Annotated in this window: 10 protein-coding genes; 6 read left to right on the top strand and 4 right to left on the bottom strand. The window is 47.1% G+C overall.

Translation table 11 applies throughout. The annotated features are described in order from the left end of the window. Window positions 1–64 precede the first annotated feature (64 nt). From TBC1_RS10510 to cysN, 5 genes are all read left to right on the top strand, one after another. Window positions 65–832, top strand: coding sequence for a polysaccharide biosynthesis/export family protein (locus TBC1_RS10510; protein ID WP_082189565.1), 768 nt, complete (start codon window positions 65–67; stop codon window positions 830–832). 9 nt (window positions 833–841) lie between these two features. After that, the gene (locus TBC1_RS10505; RefSeq protein WP_062041898.1) at window positions 842–3,301 is read left to right on the top strand and encodes a GumC family protein; all 2,460 of its coding nucleotides are present in this window, start codon (window positions 842–844) and stop codon (window positions 3,299–3,301) included. Window positions 3,302–3,428: 127 nt separating this feature from the next. Beyond that, entirely contained in the window at window positions 3,429–4,007 is a 579-nt protein-coding gene (gene cysC, locus TBC1_RS10500) for an adenylyl-sulfate kinase (RefSeq protein ID WP_062041895.1), read from the top strand. Next, entirely contained in the window at window positions 4,004–4,912 is a 909-nt protein-coding gene (gene cysD, locus TBC1_RS10495) for a sulfate adenylyltransferase subunit CysD (RefSeq protein ID WP_062041892.1), read from the top strand. Before cysC ends, cysD begins: the two co-directional genes overlap by 4 nt. A gap of 55 nt (window positions 4,913–4,967) precedes the next feature. Next, the gene (gene cysN, locus TBC1_RS10490; protein ID WP_062042995.1) at window positions 4,968–6,266 is read left to right on the top strand and encodes a sulfate adenylyltransferase subunit CysN; all 1,299 of its coding nucleotides are present in this window, start codon (window positions 4,968–4,970) and stop codon (window positions 6,264–6,266) included. 26 nt (window positions 6,267–6,292) lie between these two features. Here cysN and TBC1_RS10485 read toward each other — a convergent pair whose 3' ends face one another. From TBC1_RS10485 to rnr, 3 genes are read right to left on the bottom strand one after another with little or no spacing between them, the layout of a single operon-like run. Further along, window positions 6,293–7,579, bottom strand: coding sequence for a hypothetical protein (locus TBC1_RS10485; RefSeq protein WP_062041889.1), 1,287 nt, complete (start codon window positions 7,577–7,579; stop codon window positions 6,293–6,295). A gap of 28 nt (window positions 7,580–7,607) precedes the next feature. Next, the gene (locus TBC1_RS10480; protein WP_062041886.1) at window positions 7,608–8,750 is read right to left on the bottom strand and encodes an iron-containing alcohol dehydrogenase; all 1,143 of its coding nucleotides are present in this window, start codon (window positions 8,748–8,750) and stop codon (window positions 7,608–7,610) included. 27 nt (window positions 8,751–8,777) lie between these two features. Then, the gene (gene rnr, locus TBC1_RS10475) at window positions 8,778–10,961 is read right to left on the bottom strand and encodes a ribonuclease R (RefSeq protein ID WP_062041883.1); all 2,184 of its coding nucleotides are present in this window, start codon (window positions 10,959–10,961) and stop codon (window positions 8,778–8,780) included. A gap of 275 nt (window positions 10,962–11,236) precedes the next feature. Between rnr and TBC1_RS10465 the strand changes: the two genes are divergently transcribed. Next, complete coding sequence (locus TBC1_RS10465; RefSeq protein ID WP_062041877.1) at window positions 11,237–11,608, top strand: response regulator; 372 nt, start codon at window positions 11,237–11,239, stop codon at window positions 11,606–11,608. Here TBC1_RS10465 and TBC1_RS10460 read toward each other — a convergent pair. Further along, window positions 11,592–13,337: an ABC transporter ATP-binding protein gene (locus TBC1_RS10460; protein ID WP_062041874.1), complete on the bottom strand. Its 1,746-nt coding sequence runs from the start codon at window positions 13,335–13,337 to the stop codon at window positions 11,592–11,594. The genes TBC1_RS10465 and TBC1_RS10460 overlap by 17 nt on opposite strands. Between the last annotated feature and the right edge of the window lie 12 nt (window positions 13,338–13,349).

The raw sequence follows: 13,349 nt of genomic DNA, 5'->3' as shown, positions 1-13,349 counted from the left end.
ACTTTGCCGCTAAATAACAATTAACATAACACAAACCAGAATTTTATTTCCTAAATCCCGGCATATGAAACGTATTTTATTCTTTGTGTTTATCGCCCTTATGGCAACTTCCTGTGTTTCCCTGAAAAAAGTTAAATATCTGCAGGATGCTGAAAATTACAGTAAGGGTGATAAAACGGAATTCCCAAACAGTCATACTACCGATTACAGGGTGCAGCCAGGTGACAACCTTTACATTGATGTAAAAAGCCTGGACACCAAGACAAGCAATCCTTTCCTTGCAAACCAGACAATGGGATACCAGATGTCAACGGAGGCCGGGGTTTATCTGAACAGTTACCTGGTGAATGATTCGGGGTATATTAATTTTCCGGTAGTTGGAAAGGTTATGGTTAAAGGGTTGACGGTTAATGATGTCAGAGACAGGCTTCAGAAAGTGGTGGATGAATATTTTCAGTTTACTACAGTTACAGTAAAACTGGTAAATTTCAAGATCAGCCTGTTGGGCGAAGTTGAGAGGCCCGGAACTTACCAGGTATATCAGAACAGCATCAATGTTTTCCAGGCCATCAGTCTGGGGGGGGATCTGACAAATTTTGCCAACAGAAAAAAAATTTCCGTGATCCGGAAAACAAAAGATGGGTCAAGCATACATACCATCAACCTGCTGAAATCCGACATCCTCACCTCGGATGCATATTATCTTCAGCCTGATGATATTGTTTACGTGGAGCCAATGAGCAACAAGAATTTCACTTTTGAAGCATTCCCCTATGCAATTCTTTTTTCAACCATTTCAACAACATTGCTTATCCTGAACTTTTTAAAATAAAATATCGTCGTGGAGAATTATATCAAAGAAATGAACCAGGAAGAATCGATTGATTTCAAACAATTATTCTTCAAATTTTACCGCTATTGGTATTTTTTCATCATCACCATCTTTATCGCGATGATCATCGCTTTTCTGTTCAACAAATACACCGAACCGGTGTATAAGGTGAGCACTACAGTGATGGTAAAAGATGACAAAACTGGTTTTGACCCCCAGGCGTTGCTGGGGCTGGGTAATCTGAAAAGCAATCAGAATCTTAATAATGAGATAGGCGTGCTGAAGAGCAGGTCATTGGTAAACAGGGCAATTCGGGCGCTGGATTTCAGGGTTTCCTATTTTCTGGAAGACAATTTTGTTACCCGCGAGTTGTATACCCAATCCCCTTTTACTGTAGTTTTTGATACGGCCTTTCCCCAGCCAGCGGGGCTGAGGTTTAACCTGAAGATTCTGCCTGAAAATCAATACTCCCTATCCACCGAAGGAGAAGCTGCCTTTCTGTATAGTTTTTCCAGCAACAGGCAGCTGGAGGACATCAGCAAGCAGGTAGCCATCAGCGGTACCTTTGGATTCGGGCAGGAGATCAAGGGACGTTACCACAATTTTAAAATTATACTTAATCCGAATTATGTCCCTAAAGAACATCTGGGGAAAAATATGTTTTTCATGTTCAACAAAACAGAGGATCTTGCCAGGCAATTTATGGATTATACCATTGAGCCGATCAACAGGGAGGCCTCTATTGTTGAAATTTCAATGAGGAGCAACAATATGCACAAGGCTGCCGACTTTCTGAATATGCTTACGACAGCATATCTTCAGCGGAGTCTTGAAAAAAAGAACCAGATTGCTACCAATACCATCAACTTTATTGACGATCAGTTGCTCGGGATTTCCGACTCGCTTCAGATGGCCGAAATGAACCTGCAGCAGTTCAGGACTACCAACGAGGTGATGAACCTTGATTTCCAGTCGCAGCAGGTATTTACCATGATGCGTGACCTTGAAGAAAGGAAGGCCGAGTTGATCGTTAAAAATGAATACTATCTGTATTTGCAGAATTACCTCCGGAATAATGAAGATAATATTGATGGTCTCACCGTCCCGTCTTCAATGGGTATAGACGATCCTGTACTGACTACACTGATCAATGAACTGACCCGTTTGTATGCCGAACGGGGTGAAGCCCTGCTGACTGCCCGTGAAAAAAATCCGATCATTGCATCATTTGACGACCGGATCAGGGTGAATAAGCGAACCCTTGAAGAGAACATCAAAAATATTGTAAATACCTCCAATATTGCAATCAGGGATATCAACAACCGCATCAATCAACTGTCAACACGGATCAACCGCTTGCCGGGAACGCAACGGGCCTTGTTTGGAATTGAGCGTAAATTCAAATTGAACGATGCCATCTACACCTATTTGCTGGAAAAGAGATCTGAGGCCCAGATTACCCGGGCTTCGAATATGCCTGACAATGAAGTGATTGATGAGGCAACCGTAGATCAGTTGCAGCCTGTTTTCCCGAAGAAAACGCTCAATTACACCATCGCATTTCTGCTTGGTCTGGTTTTCCCGGTCGTTTACGTACTTGGCAAGGATTATTTCAACGACAAACTGATTGATAAGAAGGATCTTGAGAGCCTGACATCACTCCCTATGATCGGGCATGTGATCCACAACAGCAAAGAGAGTCAGATTGTTGTGGCAGAATATCCGAAGTCGTCCATTTCAGAGTCGTTCAGGTCAATCAGGACCAACCTCAGCTATTATGCACAGAATAAGGAAAAGCAGGTAATTCTGATCACTTCGACCATGGTCAGCGAAGGGAAGACCTTTACCGCAATCAACCTGGCTTCCATCTTTGCCCTCTACGGAAAGAAAACCCTGCTGATGGGCTACGACCTGCGTAAACCCAAGATATATCAGGATTTCGGATTGTCGAACACCGAAGGGATAAGCTCTTTCCTTATTCACCGGAGCGATCTGCAGGGCATCATCCAGAAATCGCCGCTTGATAACCTTGATATCGTGATGGCCGGACCGGTTCCACCGAACCCGGCAGAACTGATTGCTTCGGACCGCAACGACGAGTTGATTGACGGACTGAAGGAGATCTATGACTTCATCATTATCGATACCCCGCCGGTGGGTCTGGTAACGGATGCCTTCCTGCTGATGAAATATGCCGATGTAAAGGTATTCGTCGTCCGTCAGAACTATACCAACAAGAAAGTATTTGGTTCAATCATCGCGGATATCGAGTCCAGAAACATCCCCAACATGACCATTCTGGTGAATGATGTAAAAATGGACAAGAATTCCTATGGTTACGGTTACGGCTATGGTTATGGCTATGGTTACGGATATGGCTACGGATCGGGTTACGGATACGGATACTATACCGATGACCAGGAACCTGAAGAGGAAGGCCTGGTTGATAAAATGTTCAGGAAGACCTGATGACTTATCGGGCTAAAGTGTTGAAGGCCATCCGCAAAGGTGGCCTTTTTCCGTTTTTGGCAAGCTGGCGGGCAATCAAAAAAATAGTAGTAGCTTTGCAAACATTATCCTGCAGGAGAATTGGATTATGAGTGAAACCGGATACAGGCAGATCATGGAAAAGCGTTTCGGGCAGAAGGCCAGGGTAATCTGGCTGACCGGCCTTCCATGCTCGGGCAAGACCACGCTGGGTGCCGGCCTTGAGAAAGCCTTGCTTGATCAAGGCTTTCATGTGAGGTTACTCGACGGGGATGTCACACGGAGAGGGCTTTGCAGTGATCTTGGTTTTTCAGCCATCGACAGGGAAGAGAATATCAGGCGGGTTGCCGAAATTTCAAAACTTTTTGTTGAAAGCGGCATCATCACCATCAATGCATTTATTACTCCAACAGAAAGGCTGCGCAAGCTTGCCCTGAATATCATCGGATCAGATAATCTGGTCAGTGTATTTGTGAATGCTCCTGTTGAGGTTTGTGAAGCCCGTGATGTCAAAGGGATGTACCGGAAAGCGCGCAGGGGCGAAATTTCCGATTTCACCGGGGTCAGCGCCCCCTTTGAAATCCCTCAGAACCCCGACTATGAGATTGAAACAACCTCCAAGGCTCCGGAGCAGAATATTGCCGAACTCCTCGGGTTCATCGTTCCAAAAATCAAGTTTGAAGCATGAAAAATAAGTTTACACTTACCCACCTTGAAGAGCTGGAGTACGAATCCATCTATGTTATCCGTGAGGTAGCTGCCCAGTTTGAGCGGCCAGTCCTGCTGTTTTCGGGTGGTAAGGATTCGATCGTGATGACCCATCTGGCTGTCAAGGCCTTCTGGCCGGGAAAACTGCCATTTCCGCTGCTGCACATCGATACCGGTCATAATTTTGAAGAAACCATCGTTTACCGCGATAACCTGGTGAAGAAACTCGGGGCGCAGCTTATTGTCGGCTCTGTTCAGGAAAGTATAGATACAGGCCGGGTAGTTGAAGAAAAGGGGGCTACCGCCAGCCGTAACATACTTCAGACAACCACCCTGCTTGATACCATCGAAAAGTATAAATTTGATGCTGCCATGGGCGGTGGCCGGCGTGATGAGGAAAAAGCCAGGGCAAAGGAACGGTTCTTCTCCCACCGCGATGAGTTCGGACAGTGGGATCCTAAAAACCAGCGTCCGGAGTTGTGGAACATCTTTAATGGCCGGAAAAACCTGGGAGAGCATTTCAGGGTGTTTCCCATCAGCAACTGGACCGAAATGGATGTATGGCAGTACATCATGAAGGAAGAAATAGAGTTGCCGGAGATCTATTTCACCCATCAGCGCGAAGTATTCAACAGGGATGGCGTCTGGCTTGCCAAAGCCCCCTTTATGACCCTGAAGGAGAATGAACATTACGAAACCAAAACGGTCAGATGTCGTACGATCGGGGATATCTCGTGTACCGGCCTTACCCTTTCCGCAGCCAATAATATTGAGGAGATTATTGATGAAATAGCGGCCACCAGGGTTACCGAAAGGGGCGGCAGGGCCGATGATATGCGCTCGGAAGCCGCCATGGAAGACCGGAAAAAGGAGGGCTACTTCTGAAAAGTTCATGCCCCTTTTTCTCTGTTTGATTCAGCATGCGTTAATAAATACAATTATGAGTGAATTTTCGACCAAAGGATATCTGGATATGGAACTGCTCCGGTTTACAACTGCCGGAAGCGTGGATGACGGTAAAAGCACCCTGATCGGCCGTTTGCTCTACGACAGCAAATCCATCTTTGAAGACCAGCTTGAAGCGGTTAAGCGGGCCAGTATCCGCCGCGGTAATGAGCATATTGACCTGGCCCTCCTTACCGATGGGCTCAGGGCCGAAAGGGAGCAGGGGATCACCATCGATGTGGCTTACCGTTACTTCGCCACACCCAAACGGAAATTTATCATTGCCGATACGCCGGGTCATATTCAGTATACCCGGAATATGGTTACCGGCGCTTCTACCGCCAATGCTGCCATTATCCTGATTGACGCCAGAAACGGCGTTACAGAACAAACCTGTCGCCATTCTTATATTGCTTCATTGCTGCAGATCCCCCATGTGATTATCTGCATCAACAAAATGGACCTGGTCGACTACAGTCAGCAGGTTTATGAACGAATCAGGCTGGAATTCAACAATTTTGCCAATAAACTGAAGCTGCGTGAGGTTACCTATGTCCCTATCAGCGCCCTGCACGGCGACAATGTTGTGGATGCCTCACAGAATATGCCATGGTATGCAGGCGGTACGCTCCGGCATGTGCTTGAACATATTGAAATCGGTAATGACCATAACCTTGTGGATGCGCGTTTTCCCGTTCAACATGTAATCAGGCCTTTATCGGATGAATTTCATGATTACCGGGGTTACGCCGGCAGGGTAGCCGGAGGGGTTTTTCGGCCCGGGGATGAAGTGATTGTTCTTCCTTCCATGCTCAGCAGCAAGATCAGGTCCATTGATATTTACAAAGGGGCCCTTCCCGAAGCATGGCCGCCTATGTCAGTTACACTTACCCTCGAAGACGATATCGACATCAGCAGGGGCGATATGCTGGTGAAAGAGGAAAATATGCCCTTGATAACACAGGACATTGAAGTTATGATGTGCTGGATGAATGAAAAACCTTTGCAGATCAATGGAAAGTATGCGGTAAAACATACCACCCGAGATGTTCGTTGCATCATTCAGGAGGTCAAATACAAGGTAAATGTCAATACACTGGAAAAAATTCCGGATGATCTTTCCGTCGGGCTGAACGACATTGCCTGCGTCCGGCTTCGCACTACCAAACCCCTATTTGTCGATCCTTACAATGTTAACCGGAGAACCGGTGCCCTGATTATTATTGACGAAGCCACCAACAATACCGTTGGGGTGGGCATGGTTGGCACCAATCATTTGCTGAACGGGGGGTAGGCTGAAGGTCTGTCTTTTCTGGCCTTTTACTTATAGAAACCGACATCAAAGCTGAATCGGATAACAAAGTGTAATCCATGGCTCAGCAGCAGCCTGAAAATTGCCAGTGTCAGCAGGGAAGTCAATAAAACAATGTAGGCATAAGGCTTCCTGTAGTAATTCATGCGGTTCCCGAACGGTCTGGGGCGTGCTTTCTGGTTGAACAGCAATGGAATTACGAGAAATCCCATTGACGCGATGATGACCGTGTCATAGATCATGATGTCTTCATGCTGGGGCGTTGCATCAGGGGTTTTTACGATGATCAGAAGTGCTGCCCCGATCAGCCATGGCAACAGAAACCGGAAAAACAATGCCTTTCTTACCCTGGATTTGTTGTTGCGCTGGGCCGGCGCGATGGTTTCTATGGCAAAGCGGGTGCTGTGATAGCCGGTAACCACAAGAATAAACAGAAACACAAGGGATATCAGGAGTTTTATGGATACATTCATATATAGCCAGTTGGCAACGTATCCGAACCCCAGGTCAGTGACTATACCGGCAACAAAGGCGCCGAGAAAATGTGTGGCACCGTGGTAAGCTGTCCAGAGAAAAAATAACCGTGCCTGGACTCCGGGTTTTTCACGCGGAAGAATCCCCCTGAGCAGGATAATGGCTATACCCAGCGAGATAAGCGGGCTGATGAAAGTAATGGCAATGATATTCAATCTCGACCATAAAGGGCTGTAATTTCCAATAGGAAAGTAAAGCTCGTAATAATAGAGCACTGAATCGATCCCAAAGCCGGATGCAGCAATTATAGCGGCAAACTGGTAGATAAAATAAACCACCATGTACGAAAGCAGGAAAAGCCCCAGGGAATTTAACATGGGCCTGATTTCGGAACGCAAAACCTGGTTGAGCCTTTCAGGCCTGGGTTTTTCGATTTTTATAGCTGGTTCTTCCTGCCTTTTTTTGCTTCTTTTTAAAAGTCTTTTCAGTAGTGATTTTCTTTTTCCTGGTTTTGTCACCTGCTTTACAGGGAAGACCGGGCGTTCCCTGTCAGGATTTACTGGTAAAGAATTCTGATTACCGGGCTGTTCAGGTTGCCTGTTCAGGTTTTGGTTCAGCAGGTTTGCGGCAAGGGTTTCGCGGTTCACCGGTTTTGGTTCAGCAGGTGCCGGTTTATTTTTCCGTTTAGCCGGGTTTACCGGTTCCTGATGCGGAATGCCGGCCAATGGTTGATGCGGACCATAAAAAGCCTCTCTCTGACTTTTAAATATTCGATGGACCAACCTTCCGATAAAACCGCGTTTTTTGTTTTTATTTGCCATAAAACTAACCGGGTTTGGAAGAGTAAAGTTACATCATTAATTCAATAATCTTCCTGTAGTCGTCATGATCCAGTTTGTGAACATAGGTGGCCGCTTTATTGCTGACCATTACCCTGAAAATCTCCTCCGGGTTGGCCTGATCGCCGGTTGCTTCCTTAAGTCTGACCGGGCATTCGATGCGGCGGAAGAAATCCTCGAACCGGGAAATTGTTTCTTCCGGATCCCTGACATTAAAAAGATTTTCACCCAATTGTGCGAGGCGGTGAGGAATCCGGTCACGTAGTAACCGCATCCAGGCCGGATAGACAATAGTCAGGGATGCCCCGTGCGGTACATCATAAATCAGGGAGAGGATATGCCCGATGCTGTGTACCCCCCATTCACCCGATGCACGCCCGTACATGGTCATCCCGTTCAGGGCCATGGTAGCGGCAAACATAATTTTTGCCCTTAACTCATAGTTTGAGAGGTCATCAAGCAGGGCAGGGCCATATTCCATTGCCTCTCTGATGATAGAAAATACAAACCGGTCGGTAAGGGTGGCATCTTCCCCTTTCCCGAAATAAGCCTCAAGCGCGTGTGCAATCAGATCGGCAATGCCATAAGCCGTGTAATTGCGCGGCACCGGGATGGTCAATTGAGGATCGAGGAAGGAGTGTTTGGGAAAGATCAGCGGGCTGCCGATACTTCCTTTAACTTCTGCTTCGTGATTCGATAAAACTGCAAACTGGTTCATTTCGGTGCCTGTGGCAGCCAGTGTCAACACGGCAATCAGCGGAACAGCGCTTCTTGGCATGGCCCTTCGTGAAAAGAAATCCCAGGCAGGGATTTCAACAGGAATGGCCACCGAAATCACCTTAGCAGAGTCGATTACGCTTCCCCCGCCAACGGCCAGGATTACATCCACCATATTTTCACGGCCGATAGCCGCTGCCGCATCTACATCCTGAACAACCGGATTTGACCGGATGCCGCCGTATTCATATACTTCTGCACCGATGGATTCAAGTTGTTTTAACACTTCATCGTACAGCCCGTTCTTTTTGATTGAACCTTTTCCGTAAACCAGCAGTACCTTTTTACCATAACGGTTGACCGTTTGTCCGAGGGTACGGAGAACATCCCTGCCAAAATGCAGCGTGGTGGGATTATAAGCGATAAAATTTTCCATAGTTCAATGATTTGGTATTTAAACAATTCATCTCCTTTTTGGATCAACGCCATTCGAATCAAGTACAAAATCCATCTGTTTTTTTTGCAGGTCCACCCGCTTCACGCGGATGCGTACCGGGTCGCCCAGCTTGAATTCCCTGCCATGATGCTGTCCGATCACCCTGTAATTTTCATCGTCAAGGTAATAGAAATCATCATCCATATATTTCAGTGATACCATCCCCTCACATTTGCTTCCTTCCAGCTCAACGTAAATGCCGTACTTACTCACGCCGGAGATCAGTCCGCTGAATGCCTGGCCTATTTTATCCATCAGGAATTCTGCCTGCTTGTATTTTACCGAAGCACGTTCCGCTTCAACCGCCTTTCGCTCCATATCGGAACTGTGAACACAGTATTCTTCATATTCATCTTTGTTTACCGATGGTTTTCCGGCAAGGTACCTTTCCAGAAGGCGGTGTACCATCAGGTCGGGATAGCGGCGGATGGGCGAGGTGAAGTGGGTGTAATACTGGAATGCAAGGCCATAGTGACCGAGATTAACCGTGGAGTATTCCGCTTTCGACATTGTCCTGATGGCAATGGATTCGATCATGTTTTCCTCTCCCTTTCCAGCGATCTGATCAAAAAGGTGGTTGAAGGAACTGGCCAGTCCTTTGCGGGTACCCAGGTTGATTTTGTAACCCAGCTTGGTGAGGAATTCTGCAAAACGCTGGAGTTTTTCCGGGTTGGGCTCGTCATGAATACGATAAACAAAAGTTTTTGGTTTGGAATCGCCCGTCTTACGGCCGATCTTTTCAGCAACCCTCCGGTTGGCAAGCAGCATAAAGTCCTCAATAAGCATATTGGCTTCCTTTTGCTCCTTGATATAGGTATCAATGGGTTTACCCGTTTCATCCAGCACAAATTTAACTTCCTGGGTGTGGAAGGCAATGGAGCCTTTTTTGAATCTTTCTTCCCGCAATCTGGTAGCCAGGCCGTTCAGTATCAGCAGTTCCTGTTTAAAATCGCCATCGGCTCCTTCGATCATCGCCTGCACTTCCTCATAATTATAGCGGCGGTTGCTGTTTATGATGGTTTTGCCGAACCACTCCCGGCTTATTTTGCCCTGTTCATCCATATTAAATACGGCGGAAAAGCACAACTTATCTTCGTTGGGCCTAAGGGAGCAGACCATATTGGAGAGTTTTTCCGGGAGCATGGGAATGGTTCTGTCAACCAGATATATTGAGGTGCCTCTTTCGTATCCTTCCTTGTCAATGGCAGTTCCGGGTTTTACATAATGCGAAACGTCGGCAATATGAACCCCGACTTCCCATTCTCCGTTTTCGAGCTTACGGAGCGAAAGGGCATCGTCAAAGTCCTTGGCATCCGGCGGGTCGATGGTGCAGGTCCATATATTCCTGAAATCCCTGCGCACGGCTATTTCGGCCGGAGAGATTTCCACGGGAATTTTTTCCGCTTCTTTCAGGGTCTCCGGTTTGAACTGAAGCGGAAACTCGAATGAAGCCAGGATGGAGTTCATCTCCACGTTATTGTCGCCGGGTTTGCCGAGGACCTGAATGATTTCACCAAACGGATTTTTCGACCGCTCGGGCCATTCCGTAATGCGTGCGATGGCTTTCTGCCCGTGACCGGCCTTGTTGAGCGATTCACGCGGTATGAAAATATCAACCGGAATTGCAACATCATCGGGCACCAGAAACGCAAACTTGCCGCTGATCTGAACCGTGCCTACAAACTGACTTCTTCCCCGCTGAAGTACTTCAACAATCTGTCCCTCTGTTTTCCGCCCTTTGCGCATCGGGAAGAGATGAACCTTCACCTTGTCACCGTGCAGCGCGTGGCCGGTGTTATTGGCGGAAATAAACACATCCTCATCAAGGTCGGGCGTTGATACGTAGGCCTTGCCGGTCTGCTTCATGTCCACAATTCCGATAATGGTGGTGTTCAGCAGTTTATCGGCAAGTAATTCGGGATTATACTTGTATTTTCCGCGGTTCAGTTCAAGAATCACATTTCCTGCCGCCAGTTTTTCAAGCAGCGTCTTTACCATTTCACGGCTCACTTTGTCGGTTACCCCTAGCATTTTGGCGACCTGCCTGAAATTAAATGATTTAAACGGATTGGATGAGAAGAGCGCCTCAACCGTATTGATAAACGGGTCGTGTTTTACCGTCTTTGCTCTGGGATTTTTCTTTTTTGCCATGGTCAGATAATTATTATTGTAAAGGTAGGAATTTAACCGGATTTGAAATCCGGAATTGCCAAAAAGGCCGCAGAATGCCGTTTTTATAAAAAAAATTCAGAAAATAACGCAGATCAGGGATTACTTTTCATAAAAAGACAGATAAATACAACGACAGGAAAAACTGGCTTTTGGCAGGCGGGATGCTTCCTGTTGGTATTCAGTAATTTTTATAAAATCCGGATTACCGGATCGGGCCGGAACGACAGCAAGTAACATTTCAACAGAATTCAGGAATGGAGAACGAAAGGAAAAAAATTCTGATAGCCGAGGACAATGCCATCAATCAGAAGGTCGCACTGTTATTGCTGCAAAAGTACCAGCAGACCATTGATATAGCGGATAACGGTCGCATAGCGGTGGAGAAATTCCGGAAACAGGATTATGATCTGGTGCTGATGGATTTACACATGCCGGAACTCGATGGGTTTGAGGCCACACTGAAGATAAGGGAAATTGAGGAATCGGAAAACCGTAAAAAGGTTAAGATTTTCGCTATGACCGCCAGCTCAGTGTCTGATGAAAGCGAACGCTGTTATGCTGTCGGTATGGATGGATACATTACCAAGCCTTTCAGGGCTGAGGAAGTAATCAGGGCGCTGGATTAAACGCCTTGCCGGGAATTGCCGCAATCAGGTCCCGTGTATAAGCTTTCTGCGGTTTTTCACAGAGGGTATCCGCTTCGCCCGATTCAATAATCTTTCCTTCCTTCATCACCATGATTCTGTCAGACATAAACCGTACGACAGATAAGTCGTGGGATATGAAAATAAAGGTGAACCCGTAATCTGTTTTCAGGTCGTTCAACAGGTTGAGAACCTGAGCCTGAACGGAAACATCCAGGGCTGAGACAGACTCGTCGCAGATAATAAATTCGGGATTCAGGGCAAGCGCCCTGGCGATACAGATCCTTTGGCGCTGTCCGCCCGAAAACTGGTGGGGGTAGCGGTGGTAATGTTCAGGCTTCAGGCCAACCTTTTCAAGCAGGTCTTTTACCTTAGGTTTTCCATCTTTTTCATTATTGATGATTTTATGCACCAGCAATGGTTCAATGATCGCTTCACCTGCGGTAATCCTTGGATTCAGAGAAGAGTAGGGATCCTGGAAAATAATCTGCATATTTTTCCTTGTCATCCTGAGTTCTTTCCGGCTCAGGGCAGCAATGTTTGTTCCTTTGAAAGTAATACTTCCTGAGGTTGGTTCCAGCAGCCTGAGCAATGCCCGGCCGAGGGTCGTTTTCCCGCAGCCCGATTCGCCGGCCAGCCCGAGGGTTTCGCCCCTGTATACACTGAAACTTACATCATCCACCGCTTTGAACCAGCTTCGTTCTTTTTTAAAAATTGGTTTTGGCAATGGATAATGTACCGAGAGATTTTCGACCTTCAGCAGGGGATCGTTTTTATAAAGTTTCAGGTGATTCAACCTGCGTTCTTCAGCGGTTACTGCCGCGGAAAACAGATGCCGGATTTCCTTTGATTCCTCCTTTGTTTCAGTATAGTCGCTGACAACCGGGAGTCTGCGCAGCCTGATATTGAGTGGCGGGCGGCAGGCTATCAGTCCGCGGGTATAAGGGTGTTCCGGCTTGCTGAAAATCTCGCTGACCCTGCCATACTCAACAATCTGTCCCTCCTGCATCACGGCAACGGATCCGGCGATTTCGGATATAACACCAAGATCGTGACTGATGAAGATCATACTCATATTGTATTTCTGCTGTAACGTAATCAGCAGTCTGAGTATGGCCTTCTGAACCGTCATATCGAGCGCGGTGGTGGGTTCATCTGCAATCAGGATTTCCGGTCTGCAGGCAATGGCCATTGCAATCATCACCCTTTGCTTTTGACCGCCTGAAAGTTGGTGGGGATAAGCCCGGTAAGCCCTTTCAGGATCGGGGAGCATTACTTCACTGAAAAGGGAAATCACATAATCCCTGGCTTTCTTTTTATCATAGCCCAGGTGCATCCTCACCGCTTCGGTAAGCTGACGGCCGCAACGCATAACCGGATTCAGCGAGGTCATCGGTTCCTGGAAAATCATGGCGATTTTTTTTCCCCTGACCCGGAGCATCTCCTTTTCACTGAGGTTGTGAATTTCGATGATCTCGCCGGATTTTCCGTTAAAAACAATGCTTCCATTGTCTGTCCTGCTGATCCCGGAAGGCAGCAATCGCATAACAGCCAGGGAGGTTACCGATTTCCCGGAACCGCTTTCTCCCACAATGCCAAGTGTTTCGCCCCGCTTCAGCGTAAGGGAAACCTGACGTACTGCCTGCTGACAGCCATGTTCGCCATGAAATGCGATGCTGAGGTCATTGACTTGCAGTACTGTTTCGGGCATATTTGATGGATT

This window comes from Lentimicrobium saccharophilum (assembly GCF_001192835.1).
Taxonomy (GTDB): Bacteria; Bacteroidota; Bacteroidia; order Bacteroidales; family Lentimicrobiaceae; genus Lentimicrobium; species Lentimicrobium saccharophilum.
The sequence above is the reverse complement of the archived record's forward strand: the minus strand, read 5'-3'. Positions and strand labels throughout refer to the sequence as shown.

Coding starts and splice junctions, on each gene's coding strand:
- TBC1_RS10510 (WP_082189565.1), top strand. CDS start 65: ATGAAACGTATTTTATTCTTTGTGTTTATCGCCCTTATGGCAACTTCC.
- cysC (WP_062041895.1), top strand. CDS start 3,429: ATGAGTGAAACCGGATACAGGCAGATCATGGAAAAGCGTTTCGGGCAG.
- cysD (WP_062041892.1), top strand. CDS start 4,004: ATGAAAAATAAGTTTACACTTACCCACCTTGAAGAGCTGGAGTACGAA.
- cysN (WP_062042995.1), top strand. CDS start 4,968: ATGAGTGAATTTTCGACCAAAGGATATCTGGATATGGAACTGCTCCGG.
- TBC1_RS10485 (WP_062041889.1), bottom strand. CDS start 7,579: ATGGCAAATAAAAACAAAAAACGCGGTTTTATCGGAAGGTTGGTCCAT.
- TBC1_RS10480 (WP_062041886.1), bottom strand. CDS start 8,750: ATGGAAAATTTTATCGCTTATAATCCCACCACGCTGCATTTTGGCAGG.
- rnr (WP_062041883.1), bottom strand. CDS start 10,961: ATGGCAAAAAAGAAAAATCCCAGAGCAAAGACGGTAAAACACGACCCG.
- TBC1_RS10465 (WP_062041877.1), top strand. CDS start 11,237: ATGGAGAACGAAAGGAAAAAAATTCTGATAGCCGAGGACAATGCCATC.
- TBC1_RS10460 (WP_062041874.1), bottom strand. CDS start 13,337: ATGCCCGAAACAGTACTGCAAGTCAATGACCTCAGCATCGCATTTCAT.